Genomic DNA, 21,640 nt, shown 5'->3' with positions numbered 1-21,640 from the left:
TCGCAGCAATTGAACTTTGCCGCGGCGCGATGATCCAATCTAGGTCCATTTCACGAATATGTAAGAGAGCAACCGCATCCGCCGCACAAAAAAATGCGGCAGTCGTCTAACTGCCGCATCACATTTGATAATTCCGCGCGCCTTGGGGCAGTGCGGGGCTTACAGATTCTATTGGTCTTCGGGTAGCGCCCCTTTGAAACCGGTGGCGACCACGAATTTCTCGGAACTGTCGGACCGGCTGGCGGGGGGTTTGATATTGGCGACCTTGGTAAACCGACGTTTGAGGAGCTGTTGCAAGTCGCCCTCCGCCCCGCCGGCCAGCACTTTCGCGACAAATGTGCCGCCATCCTCAAGCACGTCAAACGCAAAATAGGCCGCAGCTTCGCACAGCGCGATGATCCGGTTGTGGTCGGTCTGTTTGTGGCCCGAGCTTGACGCCGCCATGTCGGACATCACCACATCGGCCTTGCCCCCCAGCCAGCCTTTGACGATCTCGTCCGCGTCGTCTTCCATGAAATCAAGCTGGTGCAATTCGCAGCCTGCAATCGGCTCCATCTCTTGCAGGTCGATCCCCAGAATGGTCCCGACGTTCTTGCCCTTTTTCTCGCCCAGAACGTTACAGCGTTTGACCGCGACCTGACACCAGCCACCGGGGGCCGCACCAAGGTCGACCACCCGCGCACCGGGCACCAAAAAGCGGTATTTGTCGTCCAGTTCCATGATCTTGTAAGCCGCCCGCCCGCGATACCCTTCGGCATTGGCGCGTTTGACATAAGGATCGTTCAACTGGCGCTGCAACCAACGGGTCGAGCTTAGCTTGCGTCCGCGGGCCGACTTGACCTTGACCTTGAGGTCACGCTGGCCGCGCCCTGATGTATTCTTGCCAGTGGGGGTCTTCCCGCCCGACGCACCGCCCGTGGGCGTCTTGCCTGTCGGAGTTTTCGCCATCAGCCTAATCCTTCTTCCAAAACGCCATCCGCGCTCATCTGGGCATATAGCAGCCCCTCGCGCAGACCACGGTCTGCAACACTTAATCTATCCGTCGGCCAGCACCGCATCAACGCCTGCAAGATCGCGGCCCCTGACATGATCAACGCCTGACGGTCCAGCCCGATACGCGGATCGGCACGCCGCCCGCCCGGCCCCATCGCAAGATAGGAATGGATCACCTTGTCGATCTGCGCCGAGGTCATGCGAAGCCCGTCCACCTTTGTCCGGTCGTAGCGCTTTAGCCCCAAATGGCTGGCAGCAACAGTGGTGACCGTGCCCGAGGTGCCGACAATCTGGAAATGGTCCTGCGACTGGATCGACTGATAAGGGGTGAAGTCGGTCAGGTTCTCCTCGAAGAACCAGCTCATCAAGGCAAAGCGTGCGGCGTCGTCTTCCACGTCAGAGAATTGATCGCGCAGGGTCGCCACGCCCAAAGGCACGCTGATCCAGTCGACCACACGCGCGGCGGGCACGTCTGTCTTCGCCTGATGGAAGCCCCCATGCAGCCGCATGATGGATTGCGCACGATCCGCCTTTGGCACCTTCGAGATGTCGATCCAGACCAGTTCGGTCGAACCGCCGCCAATGTCCACTACCAGCAGATTGTGGGTCTTGCGGTTCACCAGCGGCGCGCAGGAAATCACGGCAAGCTGCGCTTCTTCCTCGGGCTTGATGATATCAAGCTTTAGCCCCGTCTCGCGCTGGATACGCTGCATGAATTCCGCACCGTTGGCGGCACGGCGGCACGCCTCGGTCGCGACAAGCCGCATCCGCCGCACCTTGTTACGGCGCAGCTTTTGCTGGCAAATCCGCAATGCCTGAATGGTACGCGTCATCGATCCGCGCGACAATCGCCCGGTTTTCTCAAGCCCTGCCCCAAGCTGGACAGACTTCGAGAAGCTATCGACGACATGGAAACCGCTGCCTTTTGGCTGTGCGATCAGCATGCGACAACTATTTGTGCCCAGATCAAGGGCCGCATAAAGTTCGGTCGATCTGGGCGGAACTGGCGCGGGGCTCAGAGCCGGCGGTACATCGAGCGCGCCCGCACCTTTGGGACGCTGTGGCGCCATGATTGCGCCTTTCATATTGAGTTGCCCCCAAGGTAATGTTTCTGCGGGCAAGGGGCAAGCGGGAAACCAGAGATCCGGCAGCGTAAGCTTATAGTCGCCCTCACAACCATCTTGAGAATTATGACGCCCCGCCCCCCTCGCCTGTCGCGGTTGCGCCCTGTAGTGTGACCACGTCGCAGACGCCGTTCTGAATGTCGAAAAACGGCGACGGGGACAGATCAACAGCCGCTAAGAAAAACAAGCACAGCAGAGGAATCAATCATGCCCGAAGTTACCATCGTCTATTGGCGTGATATTCCTGCGCAGGTCATCGTCGGCAAAGGCCGTCGCGGGTCCAAGCGTCCGCTGCCCGAACGGTTCGAACAGGCCATCGACCGTGCCGCTATGAAAATCGGCGCGGATGACAGCGATGCCTATCTGGCCGAATGGCGCAAGGCCGATCCCTATACGGTCGACGGCGAAGCCGACGCCGTGGCCGATGCAGAGGTCGCGCGCATCGACGCAGAGTTCGACCGTGACCGCATCAAGACGCTGATTGCCAATGACGGCTGGGCCTGACCGCCCGCTGTCGGTGCAAAAGTTGATCCCTTCATGAAAGAAATGCTCATGTCCCTTTTGAACTTCCGGCGCAAAGAAGCCCCCGTGTCCGATCTGCCTACCCCCGAGGTCGCGGATTTTTTGCGCGACTACTCGATCGAGGTGATGCCCCGCACGGCGGAAAAGGTCGAAGACTTCCGCGATCTGCTGCCCGAGGGGACACGGGTCTATATCGCGCATATCGATGGCACCCCGATCGAAGACATGGTCGCCACAGCCGCGCGGCTTAATGCAGACGGCTATAAGGTCATGCCGCACTTTCCCGCCCGCATCATCAAGGATCGTGCCACGCTGGAAAACTGGATCGCCATGTATCAGGGCGAGGCTGACGTACGCCAAGCCTTGCTGCTGGCTGGTGGCGTCACGACGCCCCACGGCGATTTCAGCGACTCCATGCAGTTGATGGACACCGGATTGTTCGACAAACACGGGTTTGAACGGCTGCACATCGCGGGCCACCCCGAAGGCAACCGCGACATCGACACCGATGGATCACGTCTACGGGTGGATGATGCGCTGCGCTGGAAGCAGGGTTTCTCCGAACGGACGGACGCGAAGATGGCCATCGCCACACAATTCGCATTCGAGGCACAGCCGATCATCGAATGGGCCGACAGCCTGAAACACGCGGGCATCGACCTGCCGATCCACATCGGCATTGCCGGCCCCGCCAAGCTGCAAACCCTGATCAAATTCGCCATCGCCTGCGGGGTCGGCCCTTCGCTGAAGGTGCTGCAAAAGCGCGCGATGGATGTCACCAAACTGCTGTTGCCCTACGAGCCGACAGATGTGATCACCGAACTGGCCGCCCACAAAGCCGCCAACCCAGATTTCAACATTACCCATGTGCATTTCTTCCCGCTGGGTGGGATCAAGACGAATGCCAATTGGGCCATTGAAAATGGCGGACCCGCTGCTCAGCCAGCCAACTCCGTCTAAGGAAAGACTGAACACCATGACCAGAACTGTCGTCGAATCCAAAACAAAAACAGCGATCATCGGCTTTGACGAGCCCTTTTGCGTGATCGGGGAGCGGATCAACCCCACCGGCCGCAAGATCCTCGCTGAAGAGCTGGAGCGTGGTGATTTCAGCCGCGTCGAGGCGGACGCCATTGCGCAAGCCGCGGCGGGCGCGAATATTCTGGACGTGAACTCGGGTGCCGTTTTCTCGAACAAGATGGCCGAAGACCCCCGCTATGCGGATAATAACTTTGTCGAACCGATGCTGATGCCCGAACTGATCCGCGTCGTGCAAAACGTCGTCGACATCCCGCTGTGCATCGACAGCTCGGTCCCCGGTGCGCTGGAAGCCGGTCTTGAGGCCTGCGAGGGCCGCCCGCTGCTGAACTCGGTCACCGGCGAGGAAGAACGGCTGGAGCTCGTGCTACCGCTGGTCAAGAAATACAACGTGCCTGTGGTTGCGATCTCGAACGACGACACGGGCATTTCCGAAGATCCCGACGTGCGTTTCGACGTTGCCAAGAAGATCGTAGAACGCGCGGCCGACTTCGGTATTCCGGCCCATGATATCGTGGTCGACCCTCTGGTCATGCCCATCGGCGCGATGGCGACGGCGGGGCATCAGGTCTTTACCCTTGTGCGCCGTCTGCGCGAAGAACTGGGCGTGAACACGACCTGTGGTGCCTCCAACATCAGTTTTGGCCTGCCCAACCGTCACGGCATCAACAATGCTTTCCTGCCGATGGCAATGGGCGCTGGCATGACCTCGGCGATCATGAACCCGATCACCCTGCCCGTGAACCAGACCAAGATTGCCGAGAAGAAGGCCGAACTGGTGACGGCGGGCATCATCCTGCCGGACGAGATCGACGACGAAACCTTTGTGACGCTCTTCGGGATGGGATCGACCAAACCCACCCCCGGCAAAGAGATGGAGGCGATCCGCGCCGCCAACTTCCTGTTCGACCGCGACCCTCACGGCACCGAATGGATCAAGTTCAACAAGGTCGCGCCCAAGGCCGGTCAAGAGGGGCGTGGTCGCGCCGGCCGCAAGGGTGGCCGCCGCCGGTAATGGGGATTCTCCCTACCGCCAAGGTCAAAATCCCCGCAAACCACGGTTTTGCGGGGATTTCTTTTGTGTTCAGGCCAGTGTTTAACCCGTCCAGTGCTTGACCCCACATCCCACACACGCATGATCACGGCACAAAGCTATACTATGCCTTGTATTGTCTTTGACACAGAACGACGGCCCCGAACGCACAGGCCTGCTGTCTAACTTCTGTCAAAGTTTCAACACATCCGTATGCCTAGATTGCTTTGCAAAGACGCAGTCCGTGGGTGAATTGATGACAACGTGCTTTGAAGGTGTAGCTATGCAGCCCGTGTTCTGGGCTGCCGCAAGCGTGAGCGCTGTCGCCGCGGTCGTTATGGTCTGCATGCTGAAATATCAGCACTTCCACGGCAAGCGGTTCTACGGCCTGACCTTCATCGCCATGATCTGGACCCTGATCACCGTCGGGGCCGAAGCCTCCACCCCGTCCTTTGCCTGCCAGTTCGACATGGCCGTCGTCGCATGGCTGGGAAATGCGCTGGTACCTGTGGCGTGGTGCTTCTTTGTCTTCGCCTATGTGCATCAGGCCGAATGGCTGTCGAAAAAGCGTGTGGTGGCCGCGCTGGTGCTGGTGCCCCTGGGCTGCTTTGTCTTTGCCGCGACAAACGGGATGCACCAGCTGGTCTATACCGCCGAGACTGTCATCTTGCCCGGTGACCGGCAGATCACCTATATCCACGGGCCGGGGTTCTTTGCGATCACGGCCGTGCTGTATACTTTCGTCGCAGCGACCTTCTATGCGCTGATCAAGGCCTTTGCCCGCGCCCGCCGCTCTGCCTGGCCGCTGCTGACAATGCTGGCGGTGGTCACGATCACCCCGCTATCTGCCAATGCGTCTTACGTTATTTTCGGCTTCACCGTCTTCGGGCTGGACCCGACGGCCTTTATGTTCACCGTCGGTATCCTGGCCTTTACCTTCATGCTGCTGACGAACAAGACGATGGATATGGCGTCGATCGGGCAGTCGATCCTGTTCAACACGACCAGCGAACCGGTGATCCTGATCGACAACAACCGTCGTGTCACGTTGATGAACTCTGCCGCGAAACGCAGCGGCTTGTGCAACCTGTCCAAAGCCGAAGCCGATGCCCTTTTGGCCAAGATCGACACCCGCAGCCCCCGCACGACGGACGCATCCCTGACCATCGAACAGCGCATCTATGACCCGCGTATTCAGGAAATCGAAAGCCCGCTGGACCCGAACGGTGCCATTCTGGGGTGGAGCATCACCCTGGTCGATATCACCGACCGTATCGTCATCACCCGCGCCCTCGAAGATGCGCTGCTGCGCGCCGACGAAGCCAACCGCGCCAAGGATGAATTCATCTCTGTCGTCAGCCACGAGCTGCGCACGCCGCTTACCTCGCTCAAGGGGGGGCTGGCGCTGGCGCTTAGCGGGCGTTTGGGCGAGATCGACGCGCGCATCCGCTCCCCCCTCGAAATCGCGCAGCGCAACGGGATGCGCCTGTCCCGTCTGGTCGATAACATCCTGCTGGCGCAAAAGATCGATGTAGACGCGCTGTCGCTTGACGCGCTGCCGGTCGATCTTGGGGCGCTACTGAAAGAAAGCCTGGAAGAGAACAAGATGTTCGCCGCCGAGCAGAAGATCGACCTCGTGCTGCCGAAAGGGGATCAGACTGCAACAATCACCGGTGACGCCTTTGCCCTCCGCCAGATCATCGACAACCTCGTGTCCAACGCCATCAAATTCTCCGAACAAGGCAGCACCGTTGAAGGCAGCCTATCCATCCGCAACGGCCATGTGCGCCTGTCGATCAAGGACAGCGGCCGCGGCATCCCCGAGGGGATGGAGGGGCAGGTCTTTGGGCGCTTTGAACAGGTCAAGAACGGCGGGCAATATGCGACACAGGGGTCCGGTCTGGGGCTCCATATCTCGCAACAGCTGGCCCGGCAGATGTCGGGAAAATTGTTCTACGACAGCGTTGTCGGCGAAGGCACGACCTTCCACATGGAATTCACCACCGTCGCCGCACAGCAACCCGCCGTGATCCTGTCAGCCGCTGACAACACGGACGACACCCCTACCCCTGCAACGACAGGCGACACGCCAGAAGCCGTGCAGGCCTGAGGGCGAAGCCCCACATAAACATATCTACTTCAAGGGAAGATGGCGGACCCTAGAGGAGTGCGCGAAACCTGCGCCCGCCATGCACTTACGGGGAAACCGGGTGCAGGGAGGGGCTATGGGTATCAATGGGTTGCGGGGGGAGTGGAAACGGTTATTCGCCCCATTTATCCAAGCGCGACGATAATCCTTGCGACCCGAGAATCATCAAAATTAAACCACCCACGATCCACCAGCCGTTGCCGGATATGTAGGTGAACGTCGATCCGCCCGCCAATACCGAAACCTGCCAGAAGGCCGACGCCCATATGTAAGCTGCTTTCACGTCTCTCTCCTTTGATATGGGTTCAGGGTTCGCGGCGGGAGGGCGATCCGCTGACCTTCGCGTCCAGTTCGTTCAACTCAACGATTATAGCCGCAGCCATTGAGCGCCCAATATCACGCATCGTCGTATCCGCTTTGCGCCTGCGCTCTGCCGCGCATTCGGGGCATGGGTCAGGCGCTGAACTGGTCAGGCATCGGCAGTCGGGGCAAGGTTCTCTCACGGGGTGTTCTCCTTATTGCTTAGAAGGGGGTGGCGTCTTGCGCGTGATCGTCTGGATGCGAGGGCGGTTTTCGATCTTTACCCCCTTGGCATCGAACGCGGCGGCGATCTTATCTATCGTCGCTTGCTGCAAATTACCCCCATGTTCAAACTTAACCACCACGGGCGTTGATACCCCGGCGGCGGCGGCAAGGTCAGCGCGTGACCAGTTTAGCAGGCCACGTCCAGCGCGGCAAAGATCGGGCGTAATTTTCATATAACATATTTATACGAAAGGGGGTTGCAGGGCAAGACGTAATGCCGTATATATTTGTTATACGATAGGCGTCGCAAAAGGAAGCCTGCCATGACCCCCGAAGAATTCCAAGAACGCAAAGATAAGGTATCGCGGGCCATTCTTGAGCTAAGCGCCAAGAAGGCGAACGCGGTATTCTGGGAGGTCGTCAAAGACATGACCGACAGCGAAGTTTCCGAAATGATGGGTCTTATCGCGAAGGAGCACAAATGAGAGTGTTAATCGGATATAGCGCCTGCCCGCATACCAGAGCGGCATTTGAGCGAAACGGGCACGAGGTCTGGACTTGCGATCTGCTACCGGCACGCGGGGCCATGTCAAACCACCTTCAAACTGACATATGGAACGTGGTTCACGATGATTGGGATATGGCGATCTTTCATCCGATGTGTACCTACGTTAATGTAGCCTCTGCATGGGCGCTGAAAGACCCTGACTATGAGAAATATCCAGACGTGGGATACCATCAGCGGGTCAAGCCGGAAACCTTAACGGGACAGGCGCGACGTGACGCCCGCGACGCGGCCATTGATAACTTCCGGAGGCTGATGGCCTTGCCGTACCCGAAGGCCATTGAGAACCCCGCGCCGTCTATGCTTTCAAAGGCCATACGCCCCGCCGATCAGATCATACACCCGCATCAGTTTGGCGACGATGCCAGCAAGTCAACGGGGCTGTGGCTGGACAGGTTGCCGCAATTAACGCCGACGCGGCGCATCCCCGGTCGAATGGTCGCACACAACGGTAAGGCAGTGGAGCGGTGGGGGAACCAGACAGACAGCGGCCAAAATAACTTATCCCCGGGAACTGAACGCTGGCTTTTGCGGTCACAGACATTTCCCGGAATCGCTAACGCAATGGGCGATCAGTGGGGCAATCCCGCGCAATACCGAATGGCCGTATAACCCCCGCCCTACCGGCGCAAGACCTGAGCATGTCGGAAGGCTCAACGGATAAAGGAGAGAGAACGATGCGGATAGAAACATCAACCAAGTGGGGGCGCGTCACGGTAGACATGCCTGACGCAATGACTGAAATCGAACGCGCCGAGGTGTTCGAGGACTTGGCTGGCTTCGAGCGGGCCGAGAAAAAGCCTATGGGCTTCGGTGACTTCAAGATGGAGAGGACGGACGGCACGGCTATCGCCTGCGCCTCAACCGCCTTCGATGCAGAAACGGAGTGCTGTCTTAGCTGCGGCGAGCGGCACTAACCCCCACCACGCCAAGGAGGCCGAGACAATGACGGATATTAGCGAACGACTGCGAGACGGCGAAAAGCGGTTCCTGAAATGGGCGCACAAGGAGCAGTATAGCGGGCCGTCTGTTCTTTCGATTCCGCGCCACCCTGACAACATTGATGCGCTGTTGGACGAAGCCGCCGCCCACATCGACGCCCAAGACGCCAAGATCAAGGCGCTGGTGGAGGCGTTGCAGAGTATAGAGAGAAACACAGACGCAGCGGGTCACGGCTTCCCCATTGCTTCGATTGTGCAACAGACGTGCCGACAAATCGCCCGCGCCGCCCTAGCCGCAGCAAAGGAGACGACATGACAGACGCACCAGACCTACTGCCCTGCCCGTTTTGTGCAGTGTATCCATCATACGAAGTTGCGGCGTTTTCTACACGCCACCGCATTGCCTGTGAAGACTGCGAATTTGAAATGCAGAAGCCCACACGCGAAGAAGCGCAACGGGCATGGAACACCCGAGACCACCCTATGACGGCAGCAGAGGCGGCGACCCACTGGGCGATCACGTCCCCGTCTGGGGTACACATTGGCCTGTGGTCCAGCTATGAAACAGCCAAGCGCGTGTTCGATAACGAGGTGAACGGCAGCAAGCTATGGCCGCTCCGTGCTCTGTCACAAGGGGGAGAGTGATGCTTAAAGCAATCAGGCAATACTTTTGCCGCCACGATTGGAGAACCACACGGTTCCAGGCTTTAGTTCCCGGCACGGGGCAGCAGTGCAGTAAGTGTCAGAAACAGCGTCAAATTTACCATAGGTAAACGCGAAAAAGCCCGCCAACCGATTAAGGCTGACGGGCTAATACCACCGCTCAAACGAACGGCGAGTGTGATCTACTTCGCGGCAATGAAACAGCAGGTCCAGCACGCGACATATTCGCCGCCTGCCCGCCCAATGCGCCAAGCCGCACCACGATATACGCAGGCCGGTCACGAGGTAGCAGGTGCGCCACGACAGCCCGTCGATGCTGGCAACGATCCGGTCACGCATGGGGATGCCCTCTAGGTTAGAACCTGACTGTCATGTCGTGCTTTAGGCCGCTGCGTTCGCAGAACATCATCGCCCGCATTGCCGCGTCGTCTGAGTAGTTCGCATCTGCGCTGTGCTGGTCTGGGGAGCATACCGAGGGAAGCTGCCACCAGTTGATTGACCCATGCACGCCAGACCTTGGCCCGTGATAGTGGCCCGTGAATCCGTACCAGAAGCGGGACTTGCCGAATTGTTCGGGGAATAGGCCGGGCAGTTCTGAGCAAACGGCCTCCGGTTTCCGCTTGTCCCCGTGCCATGCTGAGAGGAACACCAAGCCGCGCTGATACACCCAAACCTCGCGCTCTGACGTGTCGATTGTGACGCGGGGCTCGTTGGCATATCGAAGCTGTAGGGCAATGGTCAGGGTGTCGGGCGTGTTCGGGTCGTGATTTCCTCTGTTCGGCCTGTAGATCACCCTTTCGCTGCGCTGTAGTGCCATGTCGATCTGCCAGACCGTCGCCATCACCGCAAGCCGCAGGTTCGACCGATGCGACCCCTTCACCTTGAGCCGGTGCTGGCTTTTGACCGTCACATCGCGGTCATCATTACTATGAGTTAAATCGCCGTTGTTCAGGATGATTGCGGTTTCACATGGCGGGATAGAGGCGTGAAGCTGCGAAAATCCGTCCTTCATGCGCTCGACGGCAATATCTGGCGTGTAGTCCCTGCCCGCTCTGTCTGCGTCCACATCCACGCCGATATGCACGTCGCTGTGAGGAAAGAAGCCTATCTTGCCTGTATGGCTATGCTCTGACCGGATGATAGGCGGCGCGGCGAGAATGCCGGAAAAGGCGTCTTTGATCTTTCCGAGAAATGTTTCGCTGTCCTGTTCGGGCATCTTCCAGCGCGTAGAGACACGGGAACCCGTTTCAGGGTCCACGTTAACGATCCAGCCGCCCTGCGCCTCGCCCTGCGTGATGCGGGCGTTCTGCATGGCCCCGCGTATTCCTTCGGAGAGGTGCAAGCCGCGTGTCTGCGCCGTCTTTAGTCTCGAGCGGAACGTGTCGCGGTTCAGACCCAACGCATCCGCCGCCGCTGTCTGCGTGCTATGCTCGGAGAGGGCTTGCAGCGCCTCCCTTGCGAGTTCGTCGCTTAGTGGAGGCGTGGGCATAGGCAAGCCTCCCACGCTGCGCCATTCGTATCCAAGGGATGCGGCATAGGTTTTCCGATCAGATTGTTAGCGGGGAATGCGATCTGTGAGAATGTCGATCTTGCCTTCGATGCGCTGCAACGTGCTTTCGATGCGCTGCGCCCTATCGTCAGGCCGTGCCGGGGGTGTCGGCTCTTTCTTTTCGCGCCAGACCGCCAAACCGCCGATTGCAATAATCAAGGCGGCAACCGATCCTAGAATAGCGGCGTAATCATTTGCGCTCATTTAGCCATGCCCTCCAAACGCGGGACACGTCCTTTACAGCGCCGTAGATGCAGACAAGCGCCTGCGTGCTGGCCCATGAATACATGAAGACCGCAGTTGACGAGGCGTCCATAAGCCAGAAGCCCGTTGCAAAGCTGGCGTACACCAGCGCGTTGATCGCTGTGACGGCTGACCGGATGAATGGCGTCCACCATGCCCGCCCGTTGATACCAAGCGCCACCATGTGCAGCGCCCCCGTGATCAGGAACAGCAGCGCCCAATCGCTTTCATACAGCCAGGAGCGCAGAACGATATAGGCGTCGCTGTCCATCGACCGCGACCCATCCGCAAGCCAGATGCCGAAGCCGAACGTACCCGCTGCTAGGGACCACTCAAGCCGCCTGTCCTTGTGGTAGATCTGCCCGTCCATCCTAAGCGCACCCCGCGTCATGTCCGCGAACAACCGCAGTGCCCGCCCTGCCCACGTCGTCCGGCGTCTGGGGATTTGGTAGTGCTTCGGCAAGGCGTTCGATTGCGCCGGTAAAATCGGGGCCGCAAAACGCTGCATCACTTGTTCCTATCGCGCAAGATGTCGCGCCAAGAAGGGGAAGCATCACTATCTTTGACAGCATCTGATATGTCCTTTTCGCGGGTGATTGTGGTTTCGCGGGCGGATTGCCGCGTGTCTTTTCCGCCCTGCCAATAGAGGAACACGCCCAAGGCGCAGATGATTGCGACTGCGATGATGATGCGTTTCATTTGGACTGATCCACGAGACGGCCCACGACAACGCAGACGCCAACCGCGCCAACGATCCACGGCAACCAGCTTTCGGGGATGATTGCTTTAGTTTCATCCGGTAGCGTGGCCCATGCCACAGGCAGCAGCACGACCAACGCGCCAAACTGCACAGACAGCCACCGCCAAGCGGCTTTCCAGTCTTCGACAAGTTTCATGGCTTGTCCTTTCCAAAGAAGCCCGCCAGCAGAGACGCCAGAGCGGCCCACAGGGAGCGTTGCGGGGGTGTTGCGGGGGTTGGTGGCGCTACGTGGCCCACAGCGGGCTGTGACGCGCCTAGAATGGCCGTGATGGCGTCAGACACGTCACGCTTTACCGCGCTGCCCCAGACGGGGGTGCGGCGGCTGGTCAGTTGCGTGTATTCCGTCATGAAGCCGTCGCCGGACCACAGCCCGTCAAAGAACAGGCTGCATTCCTTTGAACGTCGCCCGATGATCGACGCGGGCTTGTTGTACCACATGAACGCCTGACGAGCGCCGGACACGTCGCCCGCCTTCCAGCGCGTCACCCAGCTTGCCTTGCGGATGCTGCCCGTGTTCCAGTGGAACGAGAGAGCCGCAGCAAATTGCGCCTCGCTCAGATCGTGACCCGCGAATACCTCGCGCACATCGTCCGCGTACCGCTCAAGCGCCCAGATGAACACCTCTAGGCATTTCTGCAACGGCTGCGGGTTGTTGATATAACGGTCCACGTTGTGACCGCTGGCGTTGGTCAGGCCGACCGACCACGTATTTACGCCAACGGAATCGAGATATGTCTGGCGAATAACAGCCTCGTGATGCGCCACCTCAAGAGCAACGCGCACGGAAATAGGATATGAGCCGCTCATGCGTTCTTCCTCGCAATCCGGTAGTTGGATACGGCAACGCCCAACACCAGCACCGCCAACGCGACGATCATCCAGCGCTCACCGGACAGCCAGATCGCATACGCGCCGCCAATGCTCACCGCCAGCTTGACCAAGATCCAGCCCTTGCCAAGCTTCGCCATGAGGGCAGCGATAAAGCCGTTGGCCTCTTGTGCCCCCGGCGTCTTGAGCGCGTGGATGGTCGTGTAAATGTCCGCCATCTGGGCGAACACAAACAGGCCCCAGATCAGGGCATCAGTTTCGGAAAGGTTGCCCATCATGGCGACCTCCTTTCAGGTTTCAGATTTTCGGGGGATTTGGCCTAGATCGGCTCGTCAGTCACAACAGCCGACAGGCCCATAGCGTGAACCGCGTCCAAGCCGTCCATGCCGGGAATTGCCGTGATTTGATCGGGCGCGGCAAGCGGCGGGGTGCCTTCGCCAGCCCACAGCACCACAAGCGCTTGAGCCTGTGACGCCTTGGCGAGGTCAATGACGTTTTCCGTGTCCCACGCAGGGCGCGGCAGCGCAGACGTAGCGTTTTCAACGAACCCCGCGCCGGTCAGGACGCTGGCAACCGCATACAGGTTCCCTGCGGCGTCCTCCCAGTTAGCCGCACCGTAGGTCAGCCCGTCGGCCTCGGAGTACCCCAGCGACATTGCGTAGTGGTTAGCGTTCTCAACGTGCGCGGATGGCACGGCAATGGTCAGTCTCATAGCGTCACCCCTGATTTATCGGCTAGGTAAGTCTCAGCGTCGTTGATCTCTGTGCCGGTTGACAAAGAACCACGGACGATAAGGCCGTATATTTTCCCGCTGAAATACAAGGACGACGACGCCCTTGCGCCAATATAGAAGGGGTAGCTACCAAAATTTCCGGCCCCTTTAGAAGCTGTGCCGTTCGTTCCGTACACCCCATTACGCCTAATTCTGGACAGGTTTCCCGAAATACTGTGATCCGCTGATATGACTGCGGCATCTGGCAGGCTTTCTTCAGTTGTCCAGCGCGCACCTTGTGCAGCACTACCCGTCGCGGTGCCGCGAGACGAAGACACGTAGAAACTCGTCCCCGTGCCGGAACTCACAGTAAAGGAACTTGTGTTGCTGAACCAATCAGATGAAAGCTCCACCACAACTTTGGCCCCGGCGGAATTTCGTTCAATGCCTGCATATAAATTAACCTTATCGGTTGATGTTAGATCGAAGCTCGGAACCGCCATGCCATCGTCAACGCCATCAAAAGAAAGCCAGCGCAGCGAACCGTTTGTTTTGTAAGTTGGCTGTTTACTTGCCGTCGCTTGTGTCGCGTGGTTCCCGTTGCCGCTCTTGTCGTCCATACGTGCAACGCTTTGACCGTCTGCTGTGACAGGTATCGTTCCGGCAGTGTCTTGCCATAGCGTTGAAGTGTCGCTCGGATCGTACCAAGCGCCAGCCTCCCCGCCTGCGAACAGCGCTTCCGGGCTGTACGGCGTTACACGCCAAAACACCGCATCACCCTTGAACAGGATCATAGGCTCTTTGCAGAAAATAAGCGCTGCGGGGTTGCTTTCTCCGTAGGTGACGGATTCAGAATATGTGTCAAATGTCTTGATATCTGGAACTGCCGCCGCAGCATCCGATGCCGCTTGTGCTGAATTTCCCGCCGCAATAACGTCCTCGCCCGTTGCAACGCGATCCGCTGCGGTTGCAGTTGCATCTTCGCCGGTAGCGATGCGGTCGGCGGCGGTCGCTGTCGCGTCGTTGCCGGTTGCCACACGATCCTCTGCCGTGGCTACCGCATCCTCTCCGGTCGCAGTTACAGCCGCCGAAATTGCAGCAACGTCGTAGCTTTCAGCGTACCCTTGGGCCTCGGCAACCTTGGCATCCATTTCCGCGACAAAGGCGTCGTATTCATCCTGCGACAGCACGCTGTAAAACGTGTTTGTCGCCTGCGGAATATCCGCCCGCAACAGCGCCGCTAGGTCATACGGACCGTCATCCTGCACCTGCACGCGGCCAATGGTTTCAAACGGTGCGCGGTCGGTCTCGCGGACCTGCACGATATACGCCCCACCCACGTTGCCCCGCGTGTTCGGCCAAAGCTCAGCAGCGAATGAACCGTCACTTGCAATGTCAAACTCAACGTATTTGCCCGCCGCAATCACCTCGTCTTCGTCAGTGTCGGACCGGCCAAGCGTAAAACGCACCACGCCTTCGGTGAAGGGATCGCCGTTCGGGCGAACGATATAGCCTGAAATGATCTGCGTATTTTCGGCCATGCTCAGCCCTTTCTAAAAATGAGGTCAACAACGGCCAGTTTCAGGCCGAAATGCTGCACGATGGATTTGGTGATTGCGTCATTGCGCCCAAGCGGTGCCGGGCTGTCAGGCTCAAACGCGAGGGGGGCTGGAGCGGCGTCCACTTCCGCCAGATCGTCAGCCGTTCGTTTCCAGCGCAGCACGTCCAGCGCCTCGCCTTCGGTCAGGCCGTGGTACTTGATCAGGGCGCGTACGAATGCAGCCCGCGAGATTGCTCTATCGGTCATGTTCACCGCCCTACCGCGAAATAGCGTACTGCGAACGTCCCGCCGCCAGCACCGATGCGCACGGTCGCCCCGGATGTGGTGATGTTGTAGATTGCGCACCCGGCGTCGCCGGTAGTATCGAATGCAGACCCCAAACACGCGAATGCTTGGAAAACAGATGTCGGGAAAGTAATCGGCCAAGATACGGCCTGCGTACCATCGGAGGCAACCGACTGCTGACCCCATTGCACGATCAGACCGCTCGGCAGCTTATGATAGCCCGACGTTCCGAAAGAGCTTTCGCCGTCCGCATAGGCTTTCACCGATTGTTGCGACGGCGGGCGCGTTTCGCTTTCTGACGCCATGTCGTCTTCGTCAATAACTGTAGCAACGCCAAGCGCGGTTCGGCCATCTTCCGGCGTCTCGGCTGCGAACACGGCCCGCCCTGCTGTACCGCTGCCCAAGTCCTGCACAACCTGCGCAGGCGTGCGGAACTCGGCGGCATTTCCCGCCGCATTAAGCCGGATCATGTTCGTAGCCTGCCCTGTGATGTCCGGCAGATCCCCGCCAATCGCGGTCGCGGCAACCTCGTTCACACGGTCCTGCATCCAGTCGATCGTAACAGGCAGTTCAGTCGTCAGGCTGTCGAACAGGTTCATAAGCCCGTCAACATTGTAATCAAACGCGGCTTGGCTCTGCCCCTTATCGGGGAATGGCGTTTGCATCGGGGTAATTGTAGGCGTTGCCATTATAGCGTCTCCACTTCGATTGATACGGTGCTGCGCCCGAACGCCTCGGAGACGGATTGCACGTTGCTGTGAAAGCCGTAGACCGAGAGTTCAGGGTAATTGTCGGGGCCTGCGAACACCGCCGCTACACCGTCCAGATCATCCATCAGACGCCAGAACGGGTCAGCCTGATAGCTGAGCAAGGTGACGGGGTATGTGACCTTGGCGGAGGGCGTGCGGCGCAGGAGCGAGGTTAGCGAACCGTCCGTCTTTTTGATCGACCGGCTGCGGATAGACCGCACAGGCTTGGTCGTTACGATCCCGAATTCATCCACCACGCCAAGCGCCATACTGCCGACCGCCGCCGTGCCGCCGGTATTGTCCAGCGTGATTTCGATTGTCGCGCCCGCAGGAATGTTCAGATCAAGGTTCAGGTACTTCCGCTCAAACGATTGCGGCAGGAACAGCCAACGCCACATGGAACCGTTGTAGGACGTGGAGTCCTTCACGGTGTAGGTCATGTCCATAATATCGCCGGGGGTGGTCTGGCTGGCGCGAATACGGATGCTCTGCGCCACAATGCCAAACATGGCGATGCCTGAAACCCGCGTCAGGCCGGTCATCTCGTATTCGATGCTGTCCGCGTTGCGGGTGACGGTCTCAACGATCCGGTATTTATCCAAGCCGAACTGCTGATCAAAGGCTGCGTAGCGGTTGGCAGGCCCGATGGAAAACCAGTCTGTGCCGGTGCCGGGTTCCTCCGTCGTCGTCTCGGCGCTGACCTCCCACAGGTATTCGCCAACCCGCGCCGTGTCGCCCAGGCTATACGTGCCTGCGGTCCACTCCGTTTCTAACGCAAGGTTGGTGCTGACAATGTTTGCCTCGCGGATATCAAGCGGGCGAATGATGCGAAGGGTCAAAGCGCGTTCTCCAATGTGACGGCAAGGGTGTCGTCGGCTGCGTCCGCCGCCCGTCCGGTGTTGGCCGCTGTGATCTGCATGGTGGATTGCAGCAACGTCAGGTCAGCACGGATGCCGCGCAGTTCAGCGGTCATGTCTTGCTGCGCCCGTGGAACGGACCCGAAAGCGTTTGAAACGGCAGGCGGTTGATACGCGATGTTGTTCTGCGCCTGCGCAAGGGAGCGGGCGTAGTCAAAGCCGGTGGCAAATGCGTCCTCAGTGATCAGCGCGTTGGCCGATGCAGCAAGGGCGTCCGTTGCCGCCGTGATCTCCGCAAAGGCTGGCGACAGTTTCAGCAGCGATGCCAGTAACTCGTCGTCGCCAAGCGCTTCGGTTTCCTCGACAAGCTCACGGAAAGCCCGGCGGGTGGCAGGCAAGCCATCAATGCCGAGATCAAGCAGGCTATCGGTGACAAGCTGCGTGGCCTTGGCGATCCGCTCTGCATCGCTATAGAAATTTTCGTAGTAGCTGCCGGTGATGCTGTTGAAGTCGTCCAGCGTGCCGAACAGGTCCACGAAGCTACTCGCCGCGCCCGCGCCCGCAAGGCTCAGGTCATACAGGCTGAACCCCAGCATATCAAAGGAAGCGTTGACGCCCGTAAGGCGCGAAACCAAGCGCTCAAGCGTCTCGTATGAGCCTTCACCCGCCTTTTTGAGCGCCTCGAACTCCTCGTTAACCTGATCAACGTACCCTGTGCTTTCCTTGATACGCGCCGGGATATTGAGCAGCTTCATAATCGGGGATTGATACTCCTCGAATGTTGTCACCATTCCCGAAAAGCTGCCGACCATAGAGTCCGCGAACACGTCAGCAAGACGGTTCATTTCTTCGGTGATAGCCTCTTCGATTTCGGCATCCGAAAGGCCCTTGGTCGATATCTTGAGGCTTACGCTGGCGCGGTCGATGTTGCTTGCCGCGAAGCCAAACACATCGCCCATTTCAATGACGCTATTCGCCAAGCTCTCAATCGTGGAGATAATCGGCGCTGCCGCTTCTTCCTCAAGTTCGGTGTAGCTGGTACGGACCTTCTTAGACAGGCCCCAGAACCGCTTGGTTTCCGTCTTGCGGAAGGACTCGACCAGCGCGTCCATGCCGTCAACGGTGATCCGCAGACCGGCATCCAGTTCCTTTACGGACTTCTTGAAGAACGAAAACACCGCCGCGACCCCAGCCAACGGCAGAGCAATCGCCCCCAATGCCGCGCCGAACGCGCCAACCGATGCAGTTGCCGCGCCAAGCTGCGTGCTGAGAACGCTGCCAAGTCCGCTCAACCCGCCGGAGGTAAGCCCGCCTAGCGCCATGTTGAAGCCCGCGCCGATGCCGCTTGTCAGCGCCCCTACGGTGCCGCCGATGCTGCCCAGCAACCCGCCGCCGCTGCCCAAGCTGCCGAAGATGCCGCCGCCGGGGGCCGCGCCCCCAGTCAAGCCCGCAGCAGCCTGAGACGCAACACCACCACCCGAGAACCCCAAGCCGATCAGGATGCGGTTTCGCGCGGCTGTAGCCACCATCTGGCTAATCATGCTCGTAAAGCTGTTCAGGATGGACTTGGCGAAACCCTTAAAGTCAGAAAGACCGGAGCCGATGAAGTCCCCGAAGGCGTTCGCTAGATCATCCACCATTGGGATGCCAGCAGCCAAGCCTTCGTTCAGATCATCAACCGCCTTGCGGTAAGCGCCGTCGCTCAGCCCGTTTGCGACCAGGGTATCCAGATCCGCAAGCTCGGCGTTGTATTTCTTGAGAGGGTCCGCGTCGAACTCTAGGCGCTCAATTTCGTCGGCCATGTCTTTGGCGGATTTTGCGGCGTCTTTCAGAGCCTTCGATGCCCCGCCTGCGGCTTTGGCGTTTTTGCCAAGGCTCCCGCTATTGATATCCAGCGTTATGGAGTGGTCATTGGTGGTCTGGCTGGCTGCGACCGTCGCAGACATGACCTCAGACACGCTTCCAGTCACAGCGTTGGCCGTAACTTTCCGGTCACGCATAGCCTGTTCAAGTGCGGCCTCTGCGGCTTCCATCTTGGCCAGAGCGGCTTGATACTTTGGAGCCTCGTATGTGGCAGACGAACCCATGTCTCGGATTGAGCCGGAGGTGCCGTTTGCGCCGGAAGATGCGGCCATGTCCAGCATTGCGCGGCGTTTAGCCAACTCGCCTTTTGCAGCCTCAAACGCAGACGCAGCCAGTTTGTAGTTGGCGTTTGCCATGTCGATGGCCTTAGCCGCTGCATTTGGGGCCGTCGTTTTGTAAAACTCGTCAAGCTGACCCAACAGAGCGGACGTACCAGCCGCCGCGTCATATGCCGCAGTCTCGCCTTCGTTCGCTCCCCTGCCCCACACAGCCCAAGCCGCCGCGCCTGCGCCAAGGATTCCCCACACGACCCCAAGAGGGCCGCCCAAGGCGATAACCGCGCCACGGGCGATATTAACGGCGGTCGTAAACACGCCAGTGGCTACGGCAGACGCGGACATGCCCGCCGTGAGCGTGACGAGCCCGGCGACCGCTGCGGGGATTTGTGTCGCAGCAAGGGCGCTCAACGAGACAAGCACAATGTCAAGATTTTGCCCCACAGCGACAGATGCTGCCGCGATCCCTTCCATCGCAGGGACAACAACAGCCAATAGCGCGTTGCCGAAACCAAGAGCGATATCGGTTGCCGCCGCTGTTAGCTTGTTCCACCTCTGGTCAAGGCTTTCCGACATTTTGAGATAGGCGGCATCGGTCGCGCCTGCCTTAATCTCCATATCGGCGAGAATATCCGTAAACGTCCCGCCTGCGCCGCCTGCGAAGGCAAGGGCCGCACCCAACGCCTCAACCGAACCGAATAGCTGTGCCATCGCGGCTTCATTGCCGCCGGTCTTCGTGATTACATCATCAAGGAACTCAGCAAGCCCTTTGGATTTCAGCGCCTGCACGTCAAACGATACACCCAAAGCCGTGGCGGCATCTGTCGCCTGCTTGGTCGGGGCAATCACAGACGCAAGCACCTGCCGCAGCCCGGTTGTCGCGGATGCGGTGCTAAGGCCCTGCGTCGTGAGCGCCGCGATACCTGCCGTCACCTCGTCAAAGGAAACCCCCGCAGATGATGCGATTGGCACGATCTGCCCCAAGCTGCCGGACAATTCGCCAATGGTGGTTTTACCTGCCCGCATTGCAACAAACATCGCGTCGGATGCCTCGGCGGCAGACAACACATCAGGGCCGTAAGCGTTCATTGCTGTGGTCAGGGCGTCAACGCCTGTGGTTACGTCTGTGATGCCGCCGATTGCCAGTTTGTTCGCTTGGTCAAGCAATTGGGTAGCACCCTCAACGCCGTCCGCACCCGCGCTGATTGCTTGGTAGAATGCCTTCACTTGATCCGTCGAGGACCCGCCAAACTCACGCGCCATTGAACGGGATGCCTCAGTCAGGGCGTCAAGCTGTTCAGGGGTTCCTTCGATCAGCGTGGATGTCTCGGCAAGGGCGGCGTTGAAGTCCCGCGCCATGTTGATCGACGCGCCAGCCGCAGCGAATGAGGCATAACCCGCAGCCATGCCAGTAAGCGCCCGCGTTGCCATAAGTGCCACAGAACGGGTCGCATCGGTCGCCTGCGAAAAACGCTCTACCTTTGGAGCCGCTGTCCCTGCGCTGTCGCCAGTTTTCTTGAATCGCCCGTCAAGTCCTCTGATCGCCTTGTCAGTATTGGCCCCCGCGCGGGTGGTTTCTTCAAGGGCTTTCTTACCTTTGAGCAACCCAGACGTTTCGGCAGATAAAACGAGGGAGGCGTAGTTGACGTTTGCCATAAAGGTATTCCTTGAACGCAAAGGGCCGCTGGCCTAGCGTGGCAGCGGTTCATTGGGAGACTTGAATTGCTTAGAATTATTGCGCTTGCGGGGGCGGCTATGAGCCTTACCCCCGTCCAATCGTCCGCTGACGTGGCAGAGGCGACGCTTAAATTGTCGAAGGCATACCGCGCCTGCTTTGAGATGCAGGCCGACGAAAACGCCCGCCTCGAATGCTATGACGCCCTGTCGCCTCAAATCGCAGCGGTCACGCTTGCAGTCACCGGCGATGTAACCGGGAAATGCAAAATTGAGGATTGGTCGTATACCCGCAAAGGCAGCAATGCCCATATCGTCGGAGCCGCAACGTGTGAAAGCGGAAAGCTCAATTACCGTCTTTATGATGGCGAAACCTTCTTAACATCGGGCTTCACCTATATTGAGGGGTTCGGGTTCCAGACTTATGCGGCAATTCCAGAACTTGCAGAAATGCAGATCAAATATACCATCGATCGCTAATCCCCCATCAACGCCCTCATGGCCTTTGCCTGCGCCTCGTTGAATATCTCAAGATCGCGCTGTGACTTCGGCCAATCCCACGGGGCGTCTGTGCTTTTGCCGCTAGAGCGGTGATGTTCGCTCACGTAGGCCAGTGATGCCAAAAGCGCCGCGTCGGCCTCATACGGGCTTATAGCGCTGCCTGTGACCTCTAGATTGCTGCGAAGGTCCGTTGCGGTGATCGGCGAAATCCCCATGCCGTTTGAGCCGTA

General features: G+C 59.1%; 27 protein-coding genes. 10 read left to right on the top strand and 17 right to left on the bottom strand.

Features of this window, described 5'->3' with window-relative positions; all coding sequences use genetic code 11:
* Window positions 1–168 precede the first annotated feature (168 nt).
* Both AADW22_RS09005 and AADW22_RS09000 read right to left on the bottom strand, forming a co-directional pair.
* Window positions 169–948 (bottom strand): RlmE family RNA methyltransferase, encoded by a 780-nt coding sequence (locus AADW22_RS09005; protein ID WP_289081158.1) that lies wholly within the window; start codon window positions 946–948, stop codon window positions 169–171.
* A complete protein-coding gene (locus AADW22_RS09000) occupies window positions 948–2,063 on the bottom strand; it encodes a Ppx/GppA phosphatase family protein (RefSeq protein WP_005853251.1) in 1,116 nt (371 codons plus the stop codon). Before AADW22_RS09000 ends, AADW22_RS09005 begins: the two co-directional genes overlap by 1 nt.
* Before the next feature lie 261 nt (window positions 2,064–2,324).
* Between AADW22_RS09000 and AADW22_RS08995 the strand changes: the two genes are divergently transcribed.
* The 4 genes from AADW22_RS08995 to AADW22_RS08980 all read left to right on the top strand — a co-directional run bounded on the left by AADW22_RS08995 (window position 2,325) and on the right by AADW22_RS08980 (window position 6,820).
* Complete coding sequence (locus AADW22_RS08995) at window positions 2,325–2,621, top strand: virulence factor (protein ID WP_064215753.1); 297 nt, start codon at window positions 2,325–2,327, stop codon at window positions 2,619–2,621.
* A 48-nt stretch (window positions 2,622–2,669) separates the two neighbouring features.
* Window positions 2,670–3,599: a 5,10-methylenetetrahydrofolate reductase gene (locus AADW22_RS08990; RefSeq protein ID WP_074635201.1), complete on the top strand. Its 930-nt coding sequence runs from the start codon at window positions 2,670–2,672 to the stop codon at window positions 3,597–3,599.
* Window positions 3,600–3,615: 16 nt separating this feature from the next.
* Entirely contained in the window at window positions 3,616–4,692 is a 1,077-nt protein-coding gene (locus AADW22_RS08985) for a methyltetrahydrofolate--corrinoid methyltransferase (RefSeq protein ID WP_005853246.1), read from the top strand.
* A gap of 274 nt (window positions 4,693–4,966) precedes the next feature.
* Entirely contained in the window at window positions 4,967–6,820 is a 1,854-nt protein-coding gene (locus AADW22_RS08980; protein WP_407473551.1) for a histidine kinase N-terminal 7TM domain-containing protein, read from the top strand.
* 151 nt (window positions 6,821–6,971) lie between these two features.
* On the opposite strand, the gene AADW22_RS08975 is transcribed toward AADW22_RS08980, so the two are convergent.
* Both AADW22_RS08975 and AADW22_RS08970 read right to left on the bottom strand, forming a co-directional pair.
* Window positions 6,972–7,142 (bottom strand): hypothetical protein, encoded by a 171-nt coding sequence (locus AADW22_RS08975; RefSeq protein WP_407473550.1) that lies wholly within the window; start codon window positions 7,140–7,142, stop codon window positions 6,972–6,974.
* A gap of 232 nt (window positions 7,143–7,374) precedes the next feature.
* On the bottom strand, window positions 7,375–7,617 hold the full coding sequence (locus AADW22_RS08970) for a helix-turn-helix domain-containing protein (RefSeq protein WP_407473549.1): 243 nt from the start codon (window positions 7,615–7,617) through the stop codon (window positions 7,375–7,377).
* Between the two features lie 90 nt (window positions 7,618–7,707).
* On the opposite strand from AADW22_RS08970, the gene AADW22_RS08965 reads away from it, so the two are divergent.
* From AADW22_RS08965 to AADW22_RS08945, 5 genes are all read left to right on the top strand, one after another.
* The gene (locus AADW22_RS08965; RefSeq protein ID WP_407473548.1) at window positions 7,708–7,869 is read left to right on the top strand and encodes a hypothetical protein; all 162 of its coding nucleotides are present in this window, start codon (window positions 7,708–7,710) and stop codon (window positions 7,867–7,869) included.
* 101 nt (window positions 7,870–7,970) lie between these two features.
* Entirely contained in the window at window positions 7,971–8,561 is a 591-nt protein-coding gene (locus tag AADW22_RS08960) for a hypothetical protein (RefSeq protein WP_407473547.1), read from the top strand.
* A gap of 65 nt (window positions 8,562–8,626) precedes the next feature.
* Window positions 8,627–8,866, top strand: coding sequence for a hypothetical protein (locus AADW22_RS08955; protein WP_407473546.1), 240 nt, complete (start codon window positions 8,627–8,629; stop codon window positions 8,864–8,866).
* 28 nt (window positions 8,867–8,894) lie between these two features.
* Complete coding sequence (locus AADW22_RS08950) at window positions 8,895–9,206, top strand: hypothetical protein (RefSeq protein WP_407473545.1); 312 nt, start codon at window positions 8,895–8,897, stop codon at window positions 9,204–9,206.
* Window positions 9,203–9,535, top strand: coding sequence for a hypothetical protein (locus AADW22_RS08945; protein ID WP_407473544.1), 333 nt, complete (start codon window positions 9,203–9,205; stop codon window positions 9,533–9,535). The genes AADW22_RS08950 and AADW22_RS08945 overlap by 4 nt, the downstream gene beginning before the upstream one ends.
* 373 nt (window positions 9,536–9,908) lie before the next feature.
* Here the strand turns inward: AADW22_RS08945 and AADW22_RS08940 are convergent, their stop codons facing one another.
* The 13 genes from AADW22_RS08940 to AADW22_RS08880 all read right to left on the bottom strand — a co-directional run bounded on the left by AADW22_RS08940 (window position 9,909) and on the right by AADW22_RS08880 (window position 20,891).
* Window positions 9,909–10,865, bottom strand: a complete 957-nt coding sequence (locus tag AADW22_RS08940) for a hypothetical protein (protein WP_407473543.1) — start codon at window positions 10,863–10,865, stop codon at window positions 9,909–9,911.
* 243 nt (window positions 10,866–11,108) lie between these two features.
* Window positions 11,109–11,306 (bottom strand): hypothetical protein, encoded by a 198-nt coding sequence (locus AADW22_RS08935; RefSeq protein ID WP_339764975.1) that lies wholly within the window; start codon window positions 11,304–11,306, stop codon window positions 11,109–11,111.
* Window positions 11,293–11,853 (bottom strand): hypothetical protein, encoded by a 561-nt coding sequence (locus tag AADW22_RS08930; protein ID WP_407473542.1) that lies wholly within the window; start codon window positions 11,851–11,853, stop codon window positions 11,293–11,295. Before AADW22_RS08930 ends, AADW22_RS08935 begins: the two co-directional genes overlap by 14 nt.
* Window positions 11,853–12,044 carry a hypothetical protein gene (locus AADW22_RS08925; RefSeq protein WP_407473541.1) on the bottom strand — a complete coding sequence of 64 codons (192 nt, stop codon included), beginning with the start codon at window positions 12,042–12,044 and terminating at the stop codon, window positions 11,853–11,855. Before AADW22_RS08925 ends, AADW22_RS08930 begins: the two co-directional genes overlap by 1 nt.
* Entirely contained in the window at window positions 12,041–12,241 is a 201-nt protein-coding gene (locus AADW22_RS08920) for a hypothetical protein (RefSeq protein WP_407473540.1), read from the bottom strand. The genes AADW22_RS08925 and AADW22_RS08920 overlap by 4 nt, the downstream gene beginning before the upstream one ends.
* Window positions 12,238–12,912: a lysozyme gene (locus AADW22_RS08915; protein WP_407473539.1), complete on the bottom strand. Its 675-nt coding sequence runs from the start codon at window positions 12,910–12,912 to the stop codon at window positions 12,238–12,240. The genes AADW22_RS08920 and AADW22_RS08915 overlap by 4 nt, the downstream gene beginning before the upstream one ends.
* Window positions 12,909–13,211 carry a DUF5658 family protein gene (locus AADW22_RS08910; RefSeq protein ID WP_407473538.1) on the bottom strand — a complete coding sequence of 101 codons (303 nt, stop codon included), beginning with the start codon at window positions 13,209–13,211 and terminating at the stop codon, window positions 12,909–12,911. Before AADW22_RS08910 ends, AADW22_RS08915 begins: the two co-directional genes overlap by 4 nt.
* 41 nt (window positions 13,212–13,252) lie before the next feature.
* The gene (locus AADW22_RS08905; protein WP_407473537.1) at window positions 13,253–13,645 is read right to left on the bottom strand and encodes a hypothetical protein; all 393 of its coding nucleotides are present in this window, start codon (window positions 13,643–13,645) and stop codon (window positions 13,253–13,255) included.
* Window positions 13,642–15,186, bottom strand: a complete 1,545-nt coding sequence (locus AADW22_RS08900) for a hypothetical protein (protein WP_407473536.1) — start codon at window positions 15,184–15,186, stop codon at window positions 13,642–13,644. The genes AADW22_RS08905 and AADW22_RS08900 overlap by 4 nt, the downstream gene beginning before the upstream one ends.
* A 2-nt stretch (window positions 15,187–15,188) precedes the next feature.
* Window positions 15,189–15,452 (bottom strand): hypothetical protein, encoded by a 264-nt coding sequence (locus tag AADW22_RS08895; protein ID WP_407473535.1) that lies wholly within the window; start codon window positions 15,450–15,452, stop codon window positions 15,189–15,191.
* Window positions 15,453–15,454: 2 nt separating this feature from the next.
* Window positions 15,455–16,180: a gp53-like domain-containing protein gene (locus AADW22_RS08890; RefSeq protein WP_407473534.1), complete on the bottom strand. Its 726-nt coding sequence runs from the start codon at window positions 16,178–16,180 to the stop codon at window positions 15,455–15,457.
* Window positions 16,180–17,079: a hypothetical protein gene (locus AADW22_RS08885; protein ID WP_407473533.1), complete on the bottom strand. Its 900-nt coding sequence runs from the start codon at window positions 17,077–17,079 to the stop codon at window positions 16,180–16,182. The genes AADW22_RS08890 and AADW22_RS08885 overlap by 1 nt, the downstream gene beginning before the upstream one ends.
* The gene (locus AADW22_RS08880) at window positions 17,076–20,891 is read right to left on the bottom strand and encodes a phage tail tape measure protein (RefSeq protein WP_407473532.1); all 3,816 of its coding nucleotides are present in this window, start codon (window positions 20,889–20,891) and stop codon (window positions 17,076–17,078) included. The genes AADW22_RS08885 and AADW22_RS08880 overlap by 4 nt, the downstream gene beginning before the upstream one ends.
* A 99-nt stretch (window positions 20,892–20,990) precedes the next feature.
* Between AADW22_RS08880 and AADW22_RS08875 the strand changes: the two genes are divergently transcribed.
* On the top strand, window positions 20,991–21,389 hold the full coding sequence (locus tag AADW22_RS08875; protein ID WP_407473531.1) for a hypothetical protein: 399 nt from the start codon (window positions 20,991–20,993) through the stop codon (window positions 21,387–21,389).
* Window positions 21,390–21,640 lie beyond the last annotated feature (251 nt).

It is taken from the genome of Sulfitobacter sp. PM12 (assembly GCF_045586035.1).
GTDB classification, from domain to species: Bacteria; Pseudomonadota; Alphaproteobacteria; order Rhodobacterales; family Rhodobacteraceae; genus Sulfitobacter; species Sulfitobacter pontiacus.
The sequence above is the reverse complement of the archived record's forward strand: the minus strand, read 5'-3'. Positions and strand labels throughout refer to the sequence as shown.